Genomic DNA, 20,877 nt, shown 5'->3' with positions numbered 1-20,877 from the left:
AAACATGTTCGGATACCGCGTTCCCGCTCCCGACGAGGCGATGTTGATCTCGGGAGGCCGGCGGGGACTGGGGGGCGCGCCGTTCCGAGTGGTGACGGGGCACGGCAAGTTCGTGCTCCCGATCTTCCGCAAGACCCGTTTCCTCACCCTTTCGATGTGCGAGTCCGAGGTCACCGAGACCTGTGTGACCCGGCAGGGCATCGCCCTGCACGTCCGCGCCGTCATCGCGTTCAAGGTCGGCAACGACACCGAGAGCATCATCAACGCGGGCCAGCGCTTCCTCTCCGACCAGGACCAGATGTCGGTGCTGACCGGCCGGATCTTCGCCGGCCACCTGCGCGCCATCATCGGCTCGATGACGGTCGAGGAGATCGTCACGGAGCGGCAGAAGCTCGCCGCGGAGGTCCTGGACACCTCGAAGACCGAGATGGCGAAGATCGGCCTGATCGTGGACTCGCTGCAGATCCAGTCGATCGACGACGGCGACGTCGGCTACATCGACGCGATGTCCGCACCGCACAAGGCGGCCATCCAGCGCCAGGCCCAGATCGCCCAGGCGCAGGCCACCCAGGCCTCGGTCGAGGCGGAGCAGGCGGCGGCCCGCAACCAGGCCGAGTACGCCCGGCAGACCGCCGTGGTCAAGGCGGAGTACTCGGCCGAGGTGGACCGCGCCCAGGCGAAGGCCTCCCAGGCCGGACCGCTGGCGCAGGCGCATGCCCAGCAGGAGGTGCTCGACGCCCAGACGGATCTGGCCCTGCGCCAGGCCAAGCTCCGCCAGCAGCAGCTGGTGGCCGAGATCGTGAAGCCCGCCGAGGCCGAGGCCGAGCGGATCAAGGTGCTCGCCGCCGCCGAGGCGCAGCGCATGAAGATCCAGGCCGAGGCGGCGGCCTCCTACGACCGGGTCGCGCTCGACCGGATGCTGATCGACCAGCTCCCGCAGATCGTGAAGGAGGCGGCCGGCGGCCTGGCGGGCGCCAACGTCAACGTCCTCAACGGCGCGGACGGCCTGGGCGAGATCGCCGCCGGACTGGTCTCCCAGGGCCTGACCATCCTCGACTCGGTCCGGCAGAACCTGAACGGCCAGGACGCCACGGAAAACCGCCGCCCCGAGGAGGGCGGCGTCAGCGGGCTGCTCCAGCTGCACTCGGGCAAGGAGCAGAAGTCGGACGACGGTCCGGTCGACGTCGAGTAGGCGCTCCGCTGGTGGTGCCGCGATGGGCCGTCTGTCGTCCGCGGCGCCGTCGTGGCTGGTGGCGCCCCGCGGCGGAGCCGCAAATCGATGCTGCCCCGCGCCCCTTAAGGGGCGCGGGGTTGCACCGGACTTCGGCAAGTGGGCGGGGCCTGCCATAACGTAGATGGTGATCACCACCTGCCCGGGAGTCCCCATGACCGGTAGCCGCCGGAAGAGACCCGCCGAAGTCTCCGACGCCATCGCGCCCCCGCGCAACGCCGAACTGGTCGTGGGCGTGGTGTCGGTGACGCTCCTGGTGGAGGTCCTGGGCGTGCTGTCCGGGTCCGAGGTGTGGCTGCTGGGGCTGCTGGTCTTCCTGCCGGGGACGGCGTCGGCGCTGTGCACCGTCCGGCAGACGGGGTTCGTCGCGGCATGGACCTCGCTGGTCGTCACCACCACCGCGCTGGTGCGGGCCCCGGCGGGCGGGCACTGGCTCGACCGGCTCCTGCTGGTGCTGTTCACCCTCGCGCTCGGTGTGACCTCCGGCTACGCCTGTCATCGGCGCATCAGGCGCGAACACGAGATGCTGCGGCTGCGCTCCACCGCCGCGGCCATGCAGCGGCACATCCTGCACCCGCTGCCCCTGGTCACCGACGACGTCCTGGTCAACGGCGTCTACGAGCCCGTGCAGGAGGACCGGCTCGTCGGCGGCGACATCTACGACGTGGTCGCCTCGCCCTTCGGCACCCGGGTGCTGATCGGCGACGTACAGGGCAAGGGGCTGGCCGCGGTGGGCGCCGCGTTCGCCGTCATCGGCGCCTTTCGCGAGGCGGCCCACCGGGAGCCCACCCTCACCGCGCTCGTCGACGCCCTGGACGCCGCGGTGGTCCGCCACAACTCCTACGCCGAACAGACCGGCGACGACGAGCGGTTCGTCACCGCGCTGATCGTCGGCGTCGACGCGGGCGACGAGGCGCAGGTCGTCAACTGCGGGCACATTCCTCCCCGGTTGATGCACGAGGGCCTGGTCACCACGCCGCCGCTGGACTCGGGTGTCCCGCTCGGTCTCGCCGAGCTGGCCGCCGAGCCCACGACCGTGAACTGGTTCGAGTTCCCGGCCGGTTCGACGCTGCTGCTGACCACCGACGGCCTCACCGAGACCCGCGCCGACGACGGCTCGTTCTACCCGCTCGACGAGCGACTGACCAAGCACCTCGGCCTCTCCCCCACCGAACTGCCCCGGGCACTGCACGAGGACGCCCGCGCGTTCACCGACGCCGACCGCAGCCACGACGACATCGCCGTCCTCACCGTCCGCCGCTCCCCGCGCCACTGAGCACGGCTGCCCCGTTGGGTCCCCCTGACCCCTCCGGTTGGCATCAGAGCTCCGCCATGCCTCCGTGCTCGGCGAGACGGCCGCGGCGAACCCGAGCTCCGGCTCCTTCTCCGCCTACACGGACCGGGCGCCCGGCCGCTGGGCCGGGTTCTCCTCTTCGGGGCTCCCTGCCGCTGCTGCGGGGAGCCCCGATGCGGGTCAACTGCCCGTATCCGGACGCGGTTTGACCAGGCCGCTCTGGTACGCGATGACGACGAGCTGGGCCCGGTCGCGGGCGTCGAGTTTGGTCATGGCCCGCTGGATGTGGCTGCGCACGGTCAGCGGGCTCAGGACGAGTCGCTCGGCGATCTCGGCGTTGGACCTGCCGTGCGCGGCCAGCGCCACGACCTCGCGTTCGCGGTCGGTCAGGGCCTTGACCGCCTCGGGCAGGGCGAGGAAGTCGTCGGTGTCCGGGGTGGCCAGGAAGCGGGTGATGAGGGTCCGGGTGGCGGCCGGGGAGAGCAGGGAGTCGCCGGCCGCGACGGTGCGGATGCTCGACAGCAGGACCTCCGGGCTGACGCCCTTGCCGAGGAAGCCGCTCGCACCGGCCCGCAGGGCCTTGGCGACGTTCTCGTCGTTCTCGAAGGTGGTGAGGATGAGGATGTGCGTCGCCGACAGCTCCGGCCGGGAGCAGATGGCGGCGGTGGCCGCCACTCCGTCGACGTCCGGCATGCGGATGTCCATGATGACCACGTCGGGCCGGTGGGTCGCGGTGAGGTCGACGGCCTCCTGTCCGTCGGCGGCCTCCGCCACGACGGTCAGGCCCGGATCCGAGTCGATGAGGATGCGGAAGGTGGCCCGCAGCAGGGCCTGGTCGTCGGCGAGCAGGACGCGGATGGTCATGTGGCGGGGCCTTCGTCGTGGCGTGAGTCGTGGCGTTCGTCGTGGCTTTCGTCTGGGCTGTGGTCGCGGCTGTCGTCGTCGGCGGCGGGGTGACCGTCGGCGTGGCCGTCGAGCGGAAGCGTGCAGGCGACCTCGAAGCCGCCATGCGGCCGGCGGCCGGCATGGAAGGTGCCGCCCACGGCGGTGGCGCGCTCGCGCATGCCGAGCAGACCGAAACCGCCTCCGGGGCCGCGGGCGGGCGCCGGGCTTTCGGCGGCGGTGTCGTTGCTGACGGTCAGGGTCAGGTGGTCGGGTGTGTAGGAGAGACGGACCTGTGCGGTGCGGGTGGCGGCGTGCTTGGTGACGTTGGTCAGTGCTTCCTGGATGATCCGGTACGCCGTCAGGTCGAGTACGGGGGTGAGCCGGCGCGCCTGTCCTTCGACGGCGACCGTCACCTGCAGTCCGGCCGCCGAGCAGGCGTCGACCAGCTCGGGCAGTTGGCGCAGTCCGGGCGCGGGGGCCAGGTCGGCGGTGTCGGTGTCCTCGCGCAGCAGTCCGACGGTTGCCTTGAGTTCGCGCAGTGCCGCGGCCGTGGTCCCGGGCAGCTTGCCGATGATGTCGAAGGCCTGCTCGGGGTGGGTGCGGGAGAGGTGGGCCGCGGTGGCGGCCTGGGCGTCGGCCAGCGTCAGATGGTGGGCGACCACGTCGTGCAACTCCCGCGCGATGCGCATACGTTCCTGGATCACCCGGTGGCGGGCCTCCTCCTCCCGTTCGCGGGCGGCGTGCTCGGCGCGGGCCGCCGCGTACTCGCGACGCACCCGGATGTAGCTGCCGAACGCCGCGGACAGCAGCACCCATGCCGCCGGGTTGACGACGGCGAGGATCAGTGAGCCGTGGAAGGCCTTGCCGAACAGCCCCGCGCCGACCATGCCGGCGGCGGCCGCCAGCGCGCTGTTCCAGGTGGTGCGGCGGGGTGTGTGCACGCTCGTGGCGTACTGCGCGACCAGGAGCGGACCCATCACCCCGGGGGTCAGGAGATAGCCGACGGCACCCAGGCCCATGGTGCACAGCAAGGCGACCGCGAGCGCCTGGAGGGGGCGGCTGCGGCGCCGGTGCAGCGCGCCGCAGGCGACGGCGGACAGGAGGAGGCCGGGCCACAGGGCCGGCCGTTCGGGCAGGACCGCCCGGGTGAGGAGGACACCGGCGACCGTGAGGGCGAAGAGCAGGACCAGCTTCGCCGCTTCGACGGCTTTCGGACGGGTCGCTGCCCGGCGCTGCCAGTTTGTGCTCATCACGCTCCGAGATGGTTCCCAAGGCAGATTACTCGCGCATCAGGTACGGGCCGGCTCCTGCGGGGCGGGCTCGACAGCTGCCGGACCGGTGCCGGGCGCGGACCGGGTGGTGAGCCCGGTGCCCTCGACGTCGACGTCGGGCAGCAGCCGGTCCAGCCACCGCGGCAGCCACCACGCCTTGTCGCCGAGCAGGGCCAGAACCGCGGGCACGAGCGCCATCCGTACCACGAAGGCGTCGAACAGCACCGCGACGGCGAGACCGAAACCAATGGTCTTGATCATGGACTCGCCAGAGCCGATGAACCCGGAGAAGACCGCCATCATGATCACGGCTGCGGCCACGACCACCCGTGCGCTGTGCCGGAATCCCGTGACGACCGCCTGCGGGGCCCGGTCCCCGTGGACGTATGCCTCCCGCATACGGGCGACGAGGAACACCTCGTAGTCCATGGCCAGCCCGAAGACGATGCCCACCAGGAAGATCGGCATCAGGCTCATGATCGGCCCGGACTGCTCCACGCCCAGCAGCCCCGCTCCCCAGCCCCACTGGAAGACCGCCACGACCGCGCCGAGCGCGGCCAGCACCGACAGCAGGAACCCGAAGGCGGCCTTGACCGGCACGAGCAGGGAACGGAAGACGACCAGCAGCAGGACCATGGCCAGGCCGACGATGACGGCCAGGTAGGGCACGAGTGCGTCCTGCAGCGCCTGCGCGACGTCGATGTTCATCGCGGTGGAACCGGTGACCTCGAACGTCGCCCCCGTCCTCCGCTCCAGGCCGGGGCGTTCCGCACGGATGCTCTGCACTAGGTCCTTGGTCTTCTCGTCGTTCGGGCCGGTGGCCGGAACCGCCGAGAACAGCGCGGCGTCACCGGCCTTGTTGAACTGTGCGGCGGAGACGGACACGACCCCGCGGGTGACGCCGACCTCCTCGGCGATCTCCTGCACGGCCGCCTTGGGATCGGCCGCGCCCCTGACGTCCGCCACGATCGTCAGCGGCCCGTTGAAGCCCGCGCCGAAGCCGTCCGCGAGCGCGTCGTAGGCACGTCGTTCCGTCGACGAGACCGGCTTGGACTCGGCCCCCGGCATGCCCATCTCCAGATGGGTGACGGGAAGGGCGAGAGCGCCCAGGCCGGCGATACACGCCACCAGCACCGCCTTCGGGCGGCGCAGCACGAACCGCGCCCACCGGGAACCGCCGTTGTCGGACCGCCCAACTGCCGGGCCCCGCTTGCGAGTACGACGGGAGAGTACGGCCTCGGGCCACATCCCGAGCAGCGCGGGGACCAGGGTGAGGGCGACCAGGACGGCGACGATCACGGCGCCCGCGGCGCACAGCCCCATCTTGGTCAGCATCGGAACGCCGACCACCGACAGTCCGGCCAGCGCGATGACGACCGTGAGGCCGGCGAAGACCACCGCGGAGCCGGCCGTGCCGACGGCAAGGCCGGCCGCCTCACACGGCTCGTGCCCGTTCGCGCGCTCCTCCCGGTAGCGGGAGACCACGAAGAGGGCGTAGTCGATGCCCACCGCGAGTCCGAGCATCGTGGCGAGCGTCCCGGTGGTCATGGACAGACCGAAGGTGCTGCCCAGCGCCATGATGGCAGCCATGCTGACCCCGACGCCGATGATGGCGGTGAGCAGCGGCAGACCGGCGGCCGCGAGGGACCCGAAGGTGATCAACAGGACTACGGCGGCGAGCGCGATGCCGATGGCCTCGGCCGAGCCGCCCGCCGCGGGCTGCTCGGCGAGCGCGGTGCCTCCGACCTCGACGGTGAGGCCGGAGGCGCGCGCCTTGTCGATGGCCTTTTCCAGGGCGGTCTTGTCGGCGTCGGTGAGGTCGTCGGCCTTCACCTTGTAGTTCACCGTGGCATAGGCGGTGGAGCCGTCCTTGCTCACCGCGCCCGCCGTGAACGGGTTCACGGCACCGGAGACCTGCGGGTCGTCGGCGGCGTCCGTCACGAGCGAGCCGATGGCGGCACGGTTGTCGGCCGCGGTCACCTTCTCCCCGTCGGGCGCGATGAACACGATCCGCGCGTTCGCCCCGTTGGCCGCCGAGCCGGGGAAGCGCTCTGCGATCAGGTCGAAGGCCTTCTGCGCCTCGATGCCGGGCATGAAGGACGTGCCGTCGTCGGAGGCGGCGGGAGCCTTGGCGGCCCCGAGGCCGACGGCGCCGAGGAGCACGGCCCACAACAACGCCACGAGCCAGCGCCGTTGGAAGGCGGTCCGGCCCATCCGATAGAGCAAGATAGCCACGAGAAACGGATCTCCAGGTCTGGGTTCGGGTGAACGACCAGCCTGGCGGGAGAAGGTGCGCCGGGGCATCGTGCCCGTGCCCGCACTCTTGCCTGGTGGCACTGCACGAGGTGGCGCGCTCATCTCCTCCTCGAGGCGGAGCACCGCATACGGCGTGGGTATGAGGGCGAGCCATTTCGCACCTTGTAGCTGGTGCGCGCGGCATCACCCGACAAGACGTAGGGTGATTGTCGAGGCACGCCTTCCGAGCGAGGAAGGGATGGCTGATTGATGCGCGACTTCGGGCAGCCGGCATCCCCGGTCGGTCGACGGACGGTACTCCTTGCGGTGGGTGGCTTGGCGTTCGGCGCCGCAGCCTGTTCGAGCGGCGGCCGTCATGTCACCGCGTCGGGTACCCGGCAGACAGGGGTCCCCCCGAGCCCGCGGTCGACGTCCGGTGTGGGCACCCCCGGAGCCCGTTCGGCACTCCCGCGCGCCACCCTCTGGCGCCCCAGCCGCGACGATGTCGATCCGCAGGTCAAACTGCGCGCCGTACAGCTCATCGAAGCTCTCGGCAGCTGGCGCACCGGAGAGCAGGGCACGGTCGCGGGGCGGAGCCGGGTGTCCGCCCTCGGGCTGGCTCCGGGCCTCGCCGGCCAGGCCGGACCGCTGTTGGCCTCCGCCGACGAGGCCGTGCTGCAGGTGGTGGACGCCCAGTACGGCGGGATCCTGACCGACACGGCCAGTGTGCTGGTGGTCTGTCGGCAGTGGACCCGCCGGGCGGACGCCGTCACTGCGGGCGGTACCACCGTGGACGTGCGGCTCAGCCGCGCGCAGCCGCGGTGGACGGTCACCGCCCTGCATCCGGCCCGCCCGGGCCCGGCGGCCTCGTCGCTGCCTCCGGCCGCACGCAAGGTGCTGGACGACTCGCGTATCGGTCTGCCGCCCGCCGCACGGGCCGACGTGCGCAGCGGGCACATCCACACCACCGTGCTGGAGGCGATGCTGCGGCTGGCGGGCACGTACCGGATGAACCTGAGCGTGATCCGCTCGGGCCATCCGCTGGACGTCTTCGGCACCTCCCGCCCCAGCGACCACCCGCACGGCCGGGCGTTCGACGTCTGGCAGATCAACGGCCGCTCCGTGGTCGACTCGGCCACCCCCCGCCGGCTGATCGAGTCGTTCATGCGTGACGCGGCGGCGACCGGCTCCTACAACGTCGGCGGCCCGGTACAGCTCGGCGGCGGCACCCTGGGACAGTTCTTCAGCGACCCCACCCATCACGACCATGTACACGTCGGCTTCCGCTCCTGATCGGCCGCCGGGCAGCCGCACCCGTCGTGCGCTGACGGGCGAGATCGTGAGGTTCGCTCTGGTCGGCGGTCTCGGCGTGGCGGTGAACTTCGCGGTGTTCAACCTGTGCCGCGCGGCCACGCACCTTCCCGTGGTGCGGTGCAGCGTCATCGGCACCAGCGTGGCGCTCCTCGTCAACTACCTGGGCTTTCGCTACTTCGCCTACCGCGACCGGGACAAGCACCGGCCGGCCCGTCAGTTCACGCTGTTCTTCGTGTTCAGCGTCATCGGCCTGGTCGTCGAGAACGGCGTGTTGTACGCGGCCACCTACTGGTTCGGCTGGGACAGCGCCCTGCAGAGCAACCTGTTCAAGGCCGTGGGCCTGGCCGCCGCCACCGGCTTCCGCTTCGGGGCGTACCGGACCTGGGTGTTCCGACCGCGGGACCCCCTGGACCAACCCGGCCCCTCTCCGTCGCGGGGCGATCCCGCAAGGACCCGTAGGCACTGACCATTCCCGTACGGAGCTGCCGCGGCCGTCGCGAACCGGTCCAAGAACCCGTTACCTCACCGGGTCGACGGCCGGGCGGGCGGGATAGGGGCGGTGGTGATCGTCATCGGGGTGCCGGTGACGGCGATGAGATAGGTGCGTTCATGCGTGCCGCTCGGGAGGGCGCGGAAACCACCGGGGGGTTCGACCACGTATTCGGCGGAGGCGTGCGGGGCCAGGCCGGCCGGACCGGAGGCGATGGTCCACCAGTTGGAGGCGCCCTGGCCGGTGCGGCTGGCGAAGTGCGGGGCGAGGGTCGTGCCCGTGATGTTGACGGCCCGTACGTCGATGGCTGTGACGCCGGCGCGCGACTCGTGCGTGGCGTAGCGGGGCGCGAGGCTCATGCGCAGGGGCGGTGGGCTTGCGGCGGCGATCGCCACGCACGCGAAGGCGGGTACGAGCAGCCCCGCGGCCACGGCGGCCTTCGCGCGGCGGCCGGTGACGCCGGGCAGACGCGGCTGCCAGGCGGTGGCGAACGCGGCGGCCGGGACGGTGGCGGCGACCGCGAGCCACAGCGGGGTCATCATCAGGAAGTAGCCGTCCTGGGAACGGGTGGCCAGGTAGAACGAGCACCAGGGCAGCACGGTGATCGCGGGGCCGAGGCGCCGGACGAACAGCAGCGTGGCGGCGAGCAGGCCGAACAGAAGCAGCAGACTGCCGTAGGAGTAGTAGTCGAGGCGGCTGCTGCCCGCGGTGAAGTAGTAGGAGATGCCCATCAGGCCCTGGCCGTGCAGGATCGCCTTCTGGTCCAGGGGCAGCAACACACCATGCAGCCAGGCGGAGAACTCCTGGACGGCGAAGTAGGCGTTGACGGCGGCCCAGGCGAGTCCAGCCGTGGCGGCATATCGGGCGATGACGGCAAGCGCCCGCCTGGGGCCGAGTTCGCCGCGTCTGACGGCGTACAGGCCGATCAGGAGGAACGGGGCGAGGAACCAGGCGAGTTGCTGGGCGGCGCAGGCGGCGCCCAGACAGGCCGCCCGCAGCACTCCGCCCGGCCCGAGACGGCCGCCGGAGCCGGTGGCGGGCCAGCGGACCGCCACGGGGATGAGGAGGGCGAGGGCCGTGATCGCCGGGTAGCCGGCGTAGGCGTAGTGGGGCAGGAAGCCGAAGCCGAGACAGACCGCGGTGGCCGCGGAGCGCCAGGGTGCCGGCAGCAGGAACCACAACAGGACCGCGGAGACGAGGAGCGCACTGGTGGTCACCAGGGTGGCGGCCGCCGTCGAGTGGACCACGGCATGCACCGGGGCGGCGAGCAGGGCGGTCAGCGGCGGGTAGCCGTAGGTGTAGTCGGCACCGCCGGACATGGTCTTGGTGATCCCGACGCGCGCAGTGCCGAAGAGCCAGGGCCAGGGTTGGCCGTAGACCGGATGGCCGTGCAGGATCTGGTTCGCGGCCTGGGCGGTCAGTACGCCTTCGTCGGTGCCCGCGTGGTCGAGCAGATAGCCGCAGGTCACCAGGGCCACAGCGGTCACCAGCACCGCCGCGTCCACCCGGACCAGGGCTCGTAGGGTGCGTACGAAGAGAGCGAGGACGGCACAGACCAGGATCGAGGCGTAGCAGACGGAGATCGCCCCAGCGATGGCCGGGCGGGATTCCATTGCGGTGGTCCAGGCCGCACGCGTCCCGATGAACAGGCTGATCGTGGCCACCAGCGTCATCCCGCGATGCAGCTGCTGGGGGCCGGCCTCCGGAACGCCGAGCACCGCGACCCGGGTCGGAGGCGGCGCCATCAGGTCCGTTCCGGCGCGATGGGCGTCCATCACGCGACCGCCTCCTCCGCCGTGTCTCCATTGGGCGGCACCCACGTGCGTTCAGCGACTCAAAACCATCTACTACAGCGTGTGGGTAAGTGCTTGACGGGAGAGGTTCCACGAGAGCGGAGGCCATCCGCCGGCGGTAGCTCCGTCGCCTGCTGGGCGGCCTTGTGGAGGGGCCGGCTTCTTCTCACCCATCTCTCACCCTACAAACCGTAGGGCCGCCCTCAGACATCCAGCAGCGCGCGCCCGAGCCAGTCGGAGGAGTGCCTGGCGCCGGGCAGGGCGTAGAAGTAGCCGCCACCGGTCGGGGAGATGTAGTCGACGAGGGGTTCGTCGATCAGGCGGGTCTGGGTGGCCTCGAACTGCCGCTTGACGTCCTGCTGGTAGCAGCAGAAGACCAGGCCCATGTCGAGGTTGCCGACGCTGTCGATGCCCCGGTCGTAGTTGTAACCGCGGCGCAGGATGCGGGAGTTGTCGGTCCTGGCCGTGCGTGGGTTGGCCCGGCGGATGTGGGCGTCCAACGGGATCGCGTTGCCCTTCGGGTCCTTGGCGTAGTTGGGGATGTCGGTCTCCGTGGCTCCGTCGAGCGGGGCGCCGGTGTCCTTGCGGCGGCCGAACATCAGCTCCTGCTCGCTGAGCGAGACCCGGTCCCAGAACTCGACCAGCATGCGGATGATGCGGATCACCTGATAGCTGCCGCCGGTCGCCCAGGCGGGTTCGCCCTGTCCCTCGCCGACCCAGATCAGACGGCTGGTCTCACGGGCGGAGCGGACGTCCGGGTTGGCGATGCCGTCCTTGAAGCCGAGCAGGTTGCGCTGGGCGCCGGTGGGGCGCGGTGCGTTCTGGAAACCGTCGATCCGCCACTTGATCTGCATGCCGCCGCGGGTGTGCTTGGCGATGTCGCGCAGCGCGTGCAGCACGGTGTCCTGGCGGTTGCCGCAGATCTGCAGGGAGAGGTCCCCGTGACATTCGGCGGCCTTCAGGTTGTCGTTGGGGAAGGTCCGCATCGGCGTGAGGCGGGTCGGCTTGGCCTTGGCGAGACCGTAGCGGTCGTCGAAGAGGGAGGCGCCGACACCGACGGTGACGGTGAGTGCGTCGGCGGGGACGACGGGGCCGAGGATGCCGTTGTCGGAGGGCGGGGCGCCCACCCCGAGGTCGGTGGGGGTGCCGCCCTCGGTGAGGAAGCGGGCCCGTTCGCTGATCGTCCTGAACAGGTCGGCCAGTTCCGTGCGGGACCGGGCGATGACGTCGAAGGAGACAAAGGTGGCCGCCGTCGGGGTGGGGGTGAGGATGCCCGCCTGGTGGACTCCGTGGAAGGGCACCTTCGCCGCGTTCGCGGTGTCCGCGGCCTGCGCCTGGGTCGCGCCGGCCTCGCTGAGAGCGAATCCCCCGCCGGCCAGGACCGCACCGGCGGCCCCGGCACCGAGCGCCGACTTCACGAAGGAGCGGCGGCCGTGACCGGCGGGGCAGCCGCCCGGCGAGGCGGGCGTTTCGGCGGACGGCATGGGGTGGTTTCCTTCCATGGGCGCGGGGTGCTGGGCGGTCATCAGGCGGCCTTCCTGATCTCCAGCAGGTCGGGGACGGGCGACAGGTCCTCCAGGAGCTGCCCGGTGACGCCGTTGATCTGGGCCCGGGTGGTGGCGTCCAGCTGGTCCACGGGGGTCCAGGTGGTGCCGTGGTGTACACCGTCGAGGAGCTGGTGCAGGCGGGCGATGTCGGCGTCGACGGTCGGCAGCAGCTTCGGTGCGCGAGTGGTCAGCAGCGGTCTCAGTACGGTGAGCAGTTCGCGGGTGCCGGCCAGGTTGGCGGTCGCGGTGGCGAGGTTGGTGCCGCTGCCCTCGTCGGTGTCGCCGGTGAGCTCGAACTGCAGGGTGTTCTCCAGGATCTCGTGGGCGCGCAGCGGCAGGTCGGAGGGGTCGAAGTCCTGGGCGGGAAACGCCTTTTGGAGCCCGGCGGCCGAGGCGACGAGCCGGCCGGCCGGGGCCTTGAGACCGGCCGCCGACTCGCCGTGCCACAGGCCGTACTCAAGACGGTGGAACCCGGCGAAGTCCTTGTCCCGCACGCCGTCCGGAAGCCCGTCGGCCCTGCCGTTGATCTTCTTGTCGAAGTCCTCGAAGGTGCCGTAGGCGGCGCCGAGGGAGGAGTAGGTGAGGTGCGCGGTGAGCCAGTCGGTGCGGGCCCTGTCGAGGTGGTCGCCCTTGATGTCGTCGTCGAGGGTCCGCGTCTGCGCGACGAGGGTGGCCAGGCCCTGGTCGACGTACGACTTGTACTGCCGGAGCGGGACGGCGAGGTCCCTCTCCGAGACCGGCACGACGGCCTTGGCGCTGCCGCCGCCGGTAACGCGGACGGCCTTGGAGGTGACGGCGGTGCCGCCGGTGGGCACGCAGCGCCAGGCGTAGGTGCCGCCGGCGACGGTGGCGACCAGGGCACGGGTGGTGCCCGGGGCCAGTCCCTCGATCTCACCGTAGACGGCACTCGTCGACGGGTCGATCAGGTACACCTCGGAGGTCTTGCCGCCGGTGTTGTGCATCTGGAAGATCTGCCGGCCCGGCTTGGGCGCGGTGAAGCCGCTGCCGCACTCCTTCTCGGAGACCGCGATCGTCTGCGCGGAGGCCGGCTTGGAGCGGCCGAAGGCGACGACCAGCGAGGCGATCACCGCCGGGACCGCGACGACGGCGACGGGGACGACCCAGGCGGGGCGCCGGAGGCTCTTCGCGGGCTTCTTCCCGGCCTTCCCCGCCGTCTCCCCCGGCTGCTTCGCCGGCTCGGGCTGTGCGGTCCGGGTCGTGGCGCGGACACCGCGGACGAACAGGGTCATGACGACGGCGAGATAGCCGACGTAGCCGATGACCTGGAGCCAGGTCATCGTCGGGGTCAGGTTGAAAACGCCCTGGACGAGGGTGCTGTACCAGGAGCCGGCGTCGACGCTGCCGCTCAGGTCGACGGCGTAGGCCGTGTTGCCCGGCAGGACGCCGCCCTCCTGGAGGTCGCGCAGGCCGTAGCCGAGGACGCCGGCGGCGATCACGATGAGGACGACGCCGGTGGCGGTGAAGAACTTCGTCAGGTTGATCTTCAGCACCCGGCGGTACAGGCCCCAGCACAACCCGCCGGCGAGGACCAGTCCGATGCCGGCGCCGGTGAGAGGGCCCGCGGACTCGCCCGCCGCCTGAGCGGTGGTCCACAGGAACAATGCGGTCTCCAGGCCCTCCCGGCCCACCGCGAGGAAGGAGGTGACGACCAGCACGCCCGCGCCCATGCCGAGTGCACCGGTGACCCTCTCCTTGATCTCACCGGAGAGGCTGCGGGCCGAGCGGCGCATCCAGAAGACCATCGCCGTGACGAACGCGACGGCGATCACGCTGAGGGTGCCGCCGAACGCCTCCTGGGCGGTCGCCGACAGGGACGCGGCGGTGAAGGTGAGAACCGCACCGAAGCTCATCGACAGGGCGATGGCGGCGAGTACGCCCGTCCACACCTGCGGCAGACGGGACTTGGCGCCGGCCCGGACCAGTGTGGCGACCAGGATGGAGACGATGAGTCCCGCTTCGAGTCCTTCTCGCAGTCCGATCAGGAAACTCGGAAACGCGTCGTCCCACATACGGCCCTTCCCCTGCCTGGTCCCGGCCGAGCCGGCACAAGTTAGCGAAGGCATGCCTTACCCATGCCCGGACCATCATGACTACACGTCTGTAGTCATACGGTCATGAAGGGGCAATGGCAGGGCAAACTCCGACGGGAGTGTGAGGCCCGTCAACCGCCGCAGGCCGCGCGGATCTTGTAGAAGGTGCTCAGATACTTCGCGTGGTACGACGCGCTGACGATCCGTACGAGTGCCTCGTCGGCCGAGCGCAGCGACGACCCGGCCAGATTGGCGCTGCCCGTGTAGACGCGCGGTGTGATGCTGCCGCCGTAGTCGCCGTCGATCAGGATCTCCTTGTTGTGCGGACGGACGTCGATTCCCGGGCCGTTGGGGATGCGGCACCTGCGGTGCTGGATGCCGGCGGCGGTGAGCTTGCTGGTGATCTTGGAGTCGCTCTCGGCGTAGATGATGTCGATCCAGCAGCCCCTGCCGCGCAGTTGGGCCAGCTTGTCCGCGACCTGGACGCGCGAGCCGTAGAAGGCGTGCACCACGATGCGGATGTCGGTCTGGTGCCGCAGCCCGTCCGTGCCGGTGTAGGCGCAGCTGACCTCGTTCAGGGCGTTGACGATGGTGTCGGTGGCCGGGTTGTTGTACGAGGCGTCGCCGCGCGGGAAGAAGAAGGCCCGGTAGGTCGAGCCGGTCGGGGTGGAGAAGTACACGTGGTTGTTGCCGCCTGCGAGGTAGCGTCCGGCGCGCTGCTTCTCGTGGTACGACGCGTAGCCGTCGTACACGGTGGGGTTCACGAAGGTCACGGCGTCGTTGAAGGACTCGACCTTGTACCAGTCGGAGAGGTTCGAGGAGGTCTGGAAGACGACCTTCGAGTAGCTGGTGCCGTCGTCGAAGGGCCCGATTTTCGAGAAGATGAAGTACTTGTTGTGGTTGTACGCCGGTGCGGGCGGGGCGACGCTCAGGCAGCCGCGCACGACGTCGTCCACACCGTCGTCGTCCTCGAACTTGTCGTCGCAGACGACGATCCAGGAGCGGGCGGCGTCATTGTTGCCCAGGCCGTCCTTGAGGGCCCGGTACACCGGGTTGTCGTACGCGACGCCTGCGGTGCCCTCATAGGTGGACTCGTCGACGATGAGCTTGACGTTGACGCCGCGCCGGTCGGCGGCGAGCAGCGCGTCGGCGACCCCCTGGTCCTGGAACTCGTACATCGAGCCGCGGATCGTCGCCCCGGCGGGCGTCGCGTCGATCAGCCGGACCAGCTGGGTGAAGATCGCGCTCTGTTGCGCCGGCGAGCCCAAGGGGTCGTTGAACACGGGCCCGTTGATCACCGGCTTGGTCAGTGCGGCGGCGGGCGTCGCGGTGCCGACGAGGAGAGCGGCCACCAGGTAGAGGACGACGGCGACGGGCGCCAGCATGCGGAAGCGGCGAGCCGGCTGCGGGCTCACGGTCGAGCGGGACATCTTCGCCCTTTCCTCGAAAGTTCGGGAGGGAGCACGGAAGCGAAGAGATCACTCTGTGCCGGGCGAGGCCACTTCGTGTGGCAGGGGTACGGCAGACGGCCGGAGTCCAGGCATTCGGAGCATTGGGGGAGCTCGACGAGTGGCGGGCGCGCACGGGCCCGGAGCGGAAACCGACGCATACGAAAAGGGCCCCCGCAGGCTTCCGCCTGCGAAGACCCTTCACACCGTCGGGACGACAGGATTTGAACCTGCGACCCCTTGACCCCCAGTCAAGTGCGCTACCAAGCTGCGCCACGTCCCGGTGCCTGTCTGACCTGGGGTTTCCCCTGGCCGAACGTGCATGGAAACCATACCGCACTCGGGTCGATGGTCGCGCATGGCTTTAATCCGGGGCCGAGAAGGGCAGCCGGCGGCGACGCTTGACCTGAAGTTTGGTTGAGGTTGCACGATCGTCGACATGACGATCACCGAGGAAATGCGGCGCACGTACGCATACGAGGACCTGCCCCGGCTTATGCGGTTGATGACGGGCGACGAGAAGCACGGCCCGGCGGCGACGTCCACGCTGGACGTGCTGTGGGTGCTGTACGACCGGGTGCTGCGGGTGGCGCCGGAGCGGATGGGCGATCCGGAACGCGACCGGTTCCTGCTGTCCAAGGGACACGGCCCTATGGCGTACTACGCGGTGCTCGCCGCCAAGGGCTTTGTGCCCGTGGACTGGCTGCCGGGGTTCGGCTCGTACGACTCTCCGCTCGGACACCACCCCGACCGCGTGCTCGTGCCGGGGGCCGAGATCGGCAGTGGGTCGTTGGGGCACGGGCTGCCGATCGGGGTCGGCACGGCGCTGGGGCTGCGTGCGCAGGGGCTGCGCGAGCCGCGGGTCTGGGTGCTGATCGGGGACGCCGAGCTGGACGAGGGCAGCAACCACGAGGCGATCGCCTTCGCGGGGCCCGCCCGGCTCGAGCAACTGCACACCGTCGTCGTCGACAACTCCTCCGCCAGCCATGCCCGGCCCGGCGGCATCGCCGCCCGTTTCGAGGCCGCGGGCTGGTCCGCGGTCACGGTCGACGGCCGCGATCACGACGCGCTCCACGCCGCCTTCACCGCTCCGCATCCCGGCCGCCCGCATGTCGTCGTGGCCCGGGTGGAGCCGAAGAACGCCTGAGTCCCGCTCCTCTTCTCCCCCCTTTCCTCCTTTGGCATCTCCTCGATCTCAAACCCTCAAGACCACAAGAAAGGCCTGGCCTTCCATGGACACCATGCGTGACCGTTTCGCCCCCGTCGTCTCACGGCTGCTCGACGAGGATCCGCGGGTCGCGGTCGTCCTCGCCGAGATCGGCAAGGACGGGTTCGCCGAGGCGCGGCGGCGACATCCGGACCGGGTCCTCAACGTGGGCATCCGCGAGCAGCTGCTGATCGGGGCCGGTGCGGGGCTGGCACTGACCGGGCTACGGCCCGTTGTGCACACCTTCGCCAGCTTCCTCGTCGAGCGGCCCTTCGAGCAGGTCAAACTGGACCTCGGGCATCAGGACGCGGGCGCGGTGCTGGTCAGCGCCGCCGGGTCCTTCGACTGGCCGGCCGGCGGATACACGCACATGGCTCCCGGGGACGTGGCCCTCCTCGACACCCTCGACGGCTGGACCGTGCACGTGCCCGGGCATCCCGACGAGGCCGAGACCCTGCTGCGGCATGCGGTCGCCGCGGGCGACGACAAGGTGTACGTGCGGTTGTCCGTGCAGGCGAACGCTGAGGGGCTTCCGGTCGACGGCCAGCGTTTCCTCACTGTCCGCGAAGGTCGCTCCGGCGTCGTCCTCGCCGTCGGGCCGGCGCTGGACGCCGTGCTCGCCGCCACGGAGGGACTCGACGTGACCGTGCTGTACGCGACGACCGTACGGCCCTTCGACTCGGCCGCCCTGCGCCGGGCCACGGAGACGGCCGGGACCGATGTCGTCCTCGTCGAGCCGTACCTGGCGGGCACGTCGACGGCGGCCGCGAACGACGCGCTCTCCGACCTCCCCCATCGCGTACTGGGCCTCGGCGTGGGCCGCCGTGAACTTCGGCGGTACGGCCGCATCGAGGAGCACGTGGCCGCGCACGGCCTGGACGCCCGGTCACTGCGGGAGCGGATCGGTGGGTTTGTATCGGGCGGGCCGGTGGCTGAGCAGGTCGCTTGAGGCGGGGGCGTCTCCGGGTGTCTGTGCGCGTCGGGTGTCGGAGAGAGCGAGCCCAGCGGGTGGATGTCCGCCGTCAGCCCGTCGTCTTCGAGCACGACCGCTCGCCGCCCCCGCACCCGGGCCCGCCGTCGGTGCGTCGGCGCGTATCAGGTTGCGTATCGCCGGTACCGAGAGCAGGGAGATCGGGATGGCGAAACTCATCGCTGCGGCGGCGAGCAGGACATGGTCGGCGCCGAGGGCCGTGGCGGCGGGGCCGGCGAGGGCCTGGCCGACCGGCATCATCGCGAGGGAGCCCGCGACGTCGTACGCATGAATGCGGTTGAGGACGTCGGGCGGGACCTGGGTCTGCACACTGGTCGCCCACATCACGCCCCAGAACGACATCCCGGCCCCGGCCAGCGCCGCCCCGGCAGCCATCGCCGGTATGCCGACTCCGGCCCCGACGGTCGCCGGGAACCCCGCGAAGGCGAACAGGGAGAGTGCACCCGCGCGCAGCATGCGGCGGGGGCGCAGGCGCAGCGCGAGGAGGCCGCCGATGACGGTACCGGCGCCGAGGGCGGAGTTGACCAGGCCGTAGGCGCGCGGGCCGTGCTGCTGCACCACCTCCGTCGCCACCAGTGGGACGGAAGGGCCCCACACGGCGATCATGTACACGCACCAGACGGCGATCACGCCCCACAGCCAGGTGCGCGCCCTGAACTCCCGCCATCCTTCGACCAGATCGGCCCGGAAGGCACTGCCGCCGACGTGTCCCATGGGGCGGCTTCCGGGGGCGAGCGGGGGGAGGCGGAGCAGCAGGAGGCACAAGGCGCTCACCGCGTACGTGGCCGCGTGGGCCGCGAAGACGCCGCCCGGCGAGGCGAAGCCGACCAGAACACCGGCGAGCGCGGGGCCGGCGAGCTGCGCTGCGGACTCGGCGATGCGTATCGCCCCGTTCGCGCCCTGGATGTCGGAGGCGAGCCGGGGGACGGTGCTCGCGACGCCCGGCTGGAACACCGCGCCCGCCACGCCGTTGACAAAGCCGATGGCGCAGACTTCCCAGAGCACGACGTGGCCGGAGTAGAAGAGCGCCGCCGCGAGGGACTGGGTACCCAGGCGCACCAGGTCGGCGCCGATCATCAGCTTCTGCGTGCTGAAGCGGTCTGCGATGACCCCGCCGAAGACCACCAGCCCGGCGAAGGCGACGGAGGTCGCGGCCATCGCGAGGCCGACCGCGCCCGCTCCGTACCCGTGCTGCAGCAAGCCCGCGGCGAGGGCGACGGGCAGCATGGTGTCGCCGAGCCGGGCGACGGCACGGGCGACGAAGAACAGCGCGAAGTCCCGCGACCACACCGGCCGTACATCCCCCTGGTGTCCCTTGCCCCCACCGGCCTCGCTGCCGGCCGCCCGGGCAGCCTCGGCAACGATGTCATCCCCTCCGGCTCCGCTCCCCGCCCGATCCCCCACCAGCCACGCTCCCCACGTCTCGGTGCCGGCCGAAGCCCCCGCCGCCCGGCTCCCACACCCGACTTCGGATCATGCCACGCGCCACCGACAACGCTCGAAGCGTTTTCGGTCCGTGGCCCCGGGCCCAGATCAGTCCGTGTCCGGACGCCCCAACTCCGGGTAGGCGTCCAGCAGTCGGGGCGGGGCCGCCTGGCGCCAGGAGTCGGCGAGGATGTCGCGCAGTTCGCCGTCGTCCTCGATCTCGGCGAGCCGGGCTCTGACCCAGGCGAACTGCGCCTCGTGGTCGGCGATCCAGAACTTGGCCGGCTCGGCCAGCACCAGTTCGTTGCGCTCCTCCTTGGGGCAGCGCACGGCGATGGAGGTCTCGTCCTCGGGCAGCGTGGCGAACATCTTCCCCGCGACCCGGAACGTGGGCATGCTCCAGGCGATCTTCTCCGTCGTGTCCGGCAGAGCAAGGCAGATACGGCGTACGTCTTCGGCATCCGGCATGCCTCGCACCGTAGCGGCTCCCACTGACAATCACCTGGTGAGGGCATCAGCCGGCTACCTGGTGAGAGCGGCGGGCCCCAGCTTCTTGTAGTAGATCGACGTCGGCCGCAGCACGCCGTCGGGGGCGGCCGCGTAGTCCGGTATCGCGCCGGTCCGGGTCCAGCCGGTCGCGCGGTAGAGGTGCTCGGCGAGGCTGTCGGTCTCGGTGTCCAGGTGCAGCAGGGTGATGCCCGCCGCGGCGGCCGCATCCTCGGCGGTGGTGAGGAGTCTGCGGCCGAGACCCTGCCCTCGGGCGTCCCGGTGCACCATCAGCTTGACCAGTTCGGCGCGGTGGCGGCTGTTGGGCTTGTCCGGGAAGGCCAGGCTCACGGTGCCCACCGTCCGCTCCCCGTCGTGCGCCGCCCACACGGCGAGCTGCCCGGCGGCAACGCCCGCGGCACGCTCCTTCCACCAGGCGAGGGCCTCCGCGCGGTCGAGCGGTGCGAGGAATCCGACGGAGGCGCCGCCGTCCACAGTGTCGACGAGGAGGTCCGCCAACGCGTCCACGCGCGCGTGCAGTTCATCGCAGTCCAGCCGGGTCACACGGGTCACGGCAGCACCACCGCCAGCACGTACCGCACGTCGTCCGGTCCTGCGCACCGGAACCGCGTCGGCCCCCACACCCGCAGCCGCAGGCAGTCCCCGGTGTCGAGGTGGTGCTCCACATCCTGTGCCGTCACGTCAAGTGCTCCTTCCAGAACCCAGATGTGCTGTTCCAGGCCGGGCACGGGCGGCCGGTCGTAGCCGATGTCGGCGCCCGCGGTCAGCCGTCCCTCGACGAGTTCGCCGCGCAGCCCGGTGTGCGGCGGTGACACGGAGCGTCGTACGAAACCGGAGGCCCGGTCCTCCCAGACCTGCTGCTCGGCGGCCGGTACCAGCAGTGCCGGCTCTGCCTCCACCTCGCTGAGCAGCTGCGACATGGTCCGCCCGTAGACGCTGCACAGGCGGTTCAGGAGCGAGGCGGTCGGGCTGATCTCCGCCCGTTCGGCCCGGGACAGCGTCGACCGGCTGACCCCACTGCGCTCCGCCAACTCCCCCAGCGACCAGCCCCGTTCGGCCCGCAGCTCGGCCAGCCGGGCCCCGAGCCGGGAGTCGACCGGGTCGGGCCCCGTCTCAGCGACGTCCTGTTTCATATTCGGGATTCTATCCCAGATACGAGAGGGCACGCCGCAGCCGTACGTGCCTGCC

Annotated in this window: 17 protein-coding genes and 1 tRNA gene; 6 read left to right on the top strand and 12 right to left on the bottom strand. The window is 71.1% G+C overall.

Going from position 1 to position 20,877, the window contains the following annotated elements:
• Positions 1-4: 4 nt before the first annotated feature.
• Both P2Q00_RS03545 and P2Q00_RS03540 read left to right on the top strand, forming a co-directional pair.
• Positions 5-1,192, top strand: a complete 1,188-nt coding sequence (locus P2Q00_RS03545) for a flotillin family protein (protein ID WP_275769310.1) — start codon at positions 5-7, stop codon at positions 1,190-1,192.
• Between the two features lie 193 nt (positions 1,193-1,385).
• A complete protein-coding gene (locus tag P2Q00_RS03540; RefSeq protein WP_275769308.1) occupies positions 1,386-2,507 on the top strand; it encodes a PP2C family protein-serine/threonine phosphatase in 1,122 nt (373 codons plus the stop codon).
• 198 nt (positions 2,508-2,705) lie between these two features.
• Here the strand turns inward: P2Q00_RS03540 and P2Q00_RS03535 are convergent, their stop codons facing one another.
• Genes P2Q00_RS03535 through P2Q00_RS03525 form a run of 3 tightly spaced genes read right to left on the bottom strand, consistent with a single transcriptional unit; the run spans position 2,706 to position 6,916 of the window.
• Complete coding sequence (locus P2Q00_RS03535; protein WP_275769306.1) at positions 2,706-3,389, bottom strand: response regulator transcription factor; 684 nt, start codon at positions 3,387-3,389, stop codon at positions 2,706-2,708.
• Positions 3,386-4,660, bottom strand: coding sequence for a sensor histidine kinase (locus P2Q00_RS03530; protein WP_275769510.1), 1,275 nt, complete (start codon positions 4,658-4,660; stop codon positions 3,386-3,388). The genes P2Q00_RS03535 and P2Q00_RS03530 overlap by 4 nt, the downstream gene beginning before the upstream one ends.
• A gap of 39 nt (positions 4,661-4,699) precedes the next feature.
• Entirely contained in the window at positions 4,700-6,916 is a 2,217-nt protein-coding gene (locus P2Q00_RS03525; RefSeq protein ID WP_275769303.1) for an MMPL family transporter, read from the bottom strand.
• Positions 6,917-7,354: 438 nt separating this feature from the next.
• On the opposite strand from P2Q00_RS03525, the gene P2Q00_RS03520 reads away from it, so the two are divergent.
• Both P2Q00_RS03520 and P2Q00_RS03515 read left to right on the top strand, forming a co-directional pair.
• The gene (locus P2Q00_RS03520; RefSeq protein WP_275769302.1) at positions 7,355-8,209 is read left to right on the top strand and encodes a hypothetical protein; all 855 of its coding nucleotides are present in this window, start codon (positions 7,355-7,357) and stop codon (positions 8,207-8,209) included.
• Positions 8,184-8,696 (top strand): GtrA family protein, encoded by a 513-nt coding sequence (locus tag P2Q00_RS03515; protein WP_275769300.1) that lies wholly within the window; start codon positions 8,184-8,186, stop codon positions 8,694-8,696. The genes P2Q00_RS03520 and P2Q00_RS03515 overlap by 26 nt, the downstream gene beginning before the upstream one ends.
• A 56-nt stretch (positions 8,697-8,752) precedes the next feature.
• Here the strand turns inward: P2Q00_RS03515 and P2Q00_RS03510 are convergent, their stop codons facing one another.
• The 5 genes from P2Q00_RS03510 to P2Q00_RS03490 all read right to left on the bottom strand — a co-directional run bounded on the left by P2Q00_RS03510 (position 8,753) and on the right by P2Q00_RS03490 (position 15,842).
• Positions 8,753-10,495 carry a hypothetical protein gene (locus P2Q00_RS03510; RefSeq protein ID WP_338059289.1) on the bottom strand — a complete coding sequence of 581 codons (1,743 nt, stop codon included), beginning with the start codon at positions 10,493-10,495 and terminating at the stop codon, positions 8,753-8,755.
• A gap of 221 nt (positions 10,496-10,716) precedes the next feature.
• Positions 10,717-11,997 carry an iron uptake transporter deferrochelatase/peroxidase subunit gene (gene efeB, locus P2Q00_RS03505; protein ID WP_275769298.1) on the bottom strand — a complete coding sequence of 427 codons (1,281 nt, stop codon included), beginning with the start codon at positions 11,995-11,997 and terminating at the stop codon, positions 10,717-10,719.
• Positions 11,998-12,038: 41 nt separating this feature from the next.
• Complete coding sequence (efeU, locus tag P2Q00_RS03500) at positions 12,039-14,090, bottom strand: iron uptake transporter permease EfeU (RefSeq protein WP_275769296.1); 2,052 nt, start codon at positions 14,088-14,090, stop codon at positions 12,039-12,041.
• A 152-nt stretch (positions 14,091-14,242) separates the two neighbouring features.
• The gene (locus tag P2Q00_RS03495; protein WP_275769295.1) at positions 14,243-15,541 is read right to left on the bottom strand and encodes a phospholipase D-like domain-containing protein; all 1,299 of its coding nucleotides are present in this window, start codon (positions 15,539-15,541) and stop codon (positions 14,243-14,245) included.
• 227 nt (positions 15,542-15,768) lie between these two features.
• Positions 15,769-15,842 (bottom strand) — tRNA-Pro (locus P2Q00_RS03490).
• A gap of 156 nt (positions 15,843-15,998) precedes the next feature.
• Here P2Q00_RS03490 and P2Q00_RS03485 point away from each other — a divergent pair.
• Positions 15,999-16,706 (top strand): thiamine pyrophosphate-binding protein, encoded by a 708-nt coding sequence (locus P2Q00_RS03485; protein WP_275769293.1) that lies wholly within the window; start codon positions 15,999-16,001, stop codon positions 16,704-16,706.
• A gap of 85 nt (positions 16,707-16,791) precedes the next feature.
• A complete protein-coding gene (locus tag P2Q00_RS03480) occupies positions 16,792-17,715 on the top strand; it encodes a transketolase family protein (RefSeq protein ID WP_275769292.1) in 924 nt (307 codons plus the stop codon).
• On the opposite strand, the gene P2Q00_RS03475 is transcribed toward P2Q00_RS03480, so the two are convergent.
• From P2Q00_RS03475 to P2Q00_RS03460, 4 genes are all read right to left on the bottom strand, one after another.
• The gene (locus P2Q00_RS03475; RefSeq protein WP_275769505.1) at positions 17,653-19,047 is read right to left on the bottom strand and encodes an MFS transporter; all 1,395 of its coding nucleotides are present in this window, start codon (positions 19,045-19,047) and stop codon (positions 17,653-17,655) included. The two genes, P2Q00_RS03480 and P2Q00_RS03475, sit on opposite strands and share 63 nt — an antisense overlap.
• A 243-nt stretch (positions 19,048-19,290) precedes the next feature.
• Positions 19,291-19,650, bottom strand: a complete 360-nt coding sequence (locus tag P2Q00_RS03470; protein WP_275769291.1) for an MmcQ/YjbR family DNA-binding protein — start codon at positions 19,648-19,650, stop codon at positions 19,291-19,293.
• Positions 19,651-19,704: 54 nt separating this feature from the next.
• Entirely contained in the window at positions 19,705-20,241 is a 537-nt protein-coding gene (locus P2Q00_RS03465) for a GNAT family N-acetyltransferase (RefSeq protein WP_275769290.1), read from the bottom strand.
• Entirely contained in the window at positions 20,238-20,822 is a 585-nt protein-coding gene (locus tag P2Q00_RS03460) for a helix-turn-helix domain-containing protein (protein ID WP_275769289.1), read from the bottom strand. The genes P2Q00_RS03465 and P2Q00_RS03460 overlap by 4 nt, the downstream gene beginning before the upstream one ends.
• Positions 20,823-20,877 lie beyond the last annotated feature (55 nt).

The sequence above is a fragment of the Streptomyces coacervatus genome (assembly GCF_029223485.1).
Taxonomy (GTDB): Bacteria; Actinomycetota; Actinomycetes; order Streptomycetales; family Streptomycetaceae; genus Streptomyces; species Streptomyces coacervatus.
Note: the sequence above shows the minus strand (reverse complement) of the source record. Positions and strands in the feature narration are given on the sequence as shown.

Bases quoted from the DNA above. Each gene is read 5' to 3' on its own strand.
- P2Q00_RS03545 (WP_275769310.1), top strand. From the start codon at position 5: ATGTTCGGATACCGCGTTCCCGCTCCCGACGAGGCGATGTTGATCTCG.
- P2Q00_RS03540 (WP_275769308.1), top strand. From the start codon at position 1,386: ATGACCGGTAGCCGCCGGAAGAGACCCGCCGAAGTCTCCGACGCCATC.
- P2Q00_RS03535 (WP_275769306.1), bottom strand. From the start codon at position 3,389: ATGACCATCCGCGTCCTGCTCGCCGACGACCAGGCCCTGCTGCGGGCC.
- P2Q00_RS03530 (WP_275769510.1), bottom strand. From the start codon at position 4,660: ATGAGCACAAACTGGCAGCGCCGGGCAGCGACCCGTCCGAAAGCCGTC.
- P2Q00_RS03515 (WP_275769300.1), top strand. From the start codon at position 8,184: ATGTACACGTCGGCTTCCGCTCCTGATCGGCCGCCGGGCAGCCGCACC.
- P2Q00_RS03510 (WP_338059289.1), bottom strand. From the start codon at position 10,495: ATGGACGCCCATCGCGCCGGAACGGACCTGATGGCGCCGCCTCCGACC.
- efeB (WP_275769298.1), bottom strand. From the start codon at position 11,997: ATGCCGTCCGCCGAAACGCCCGCCTCGCCGGGCGGCTGCCCCGCCGGT.
- efeU (WP_275769296.1), bottom strand. From the start codon at position 14,090: ATGTGGGACGACGCGTTTCCGAGTTTCCTGATCGGACTGCGAGAAGGA.
- P2Q00_RS03495 (WP_275769295.1), bottom strand. From the start codon at position 15,541: ATGTCCCGCTCGACCGTGAGCCCGCAGCCGGCTCGCCGCTTCCGCATG.
- P2Q00_RS03485 (WP_275769293.1), top strand. From the start codon at position 15,999: ATGACGATCACCGAGGAAATGCGGCGCACGTACGCATACGAGGACCTG.
- P2Q00_RS03480 (WP_275769292.1), top strand. From the start codon at position 16,792: ATGGACACCATGCGTGACCGTTTCGCCCCCGTCGTCTCACGGCTGCTC.
- P2Q00_RS03470 (WP_275769291.1), bottom strand. From the start codon at position 19,650: ATGCCGGATGCCGAAGACGTACGCCGTATCTGCCTTGCTCTGCCGGAC.
- P2Q00_RS03460 (WP_275769289.1), bottom strand. From the start codon at position 20,822: ATGAAACAGGACGTCGCTGAGACGGGGCCCGACCCGGTCGACTCCCGG.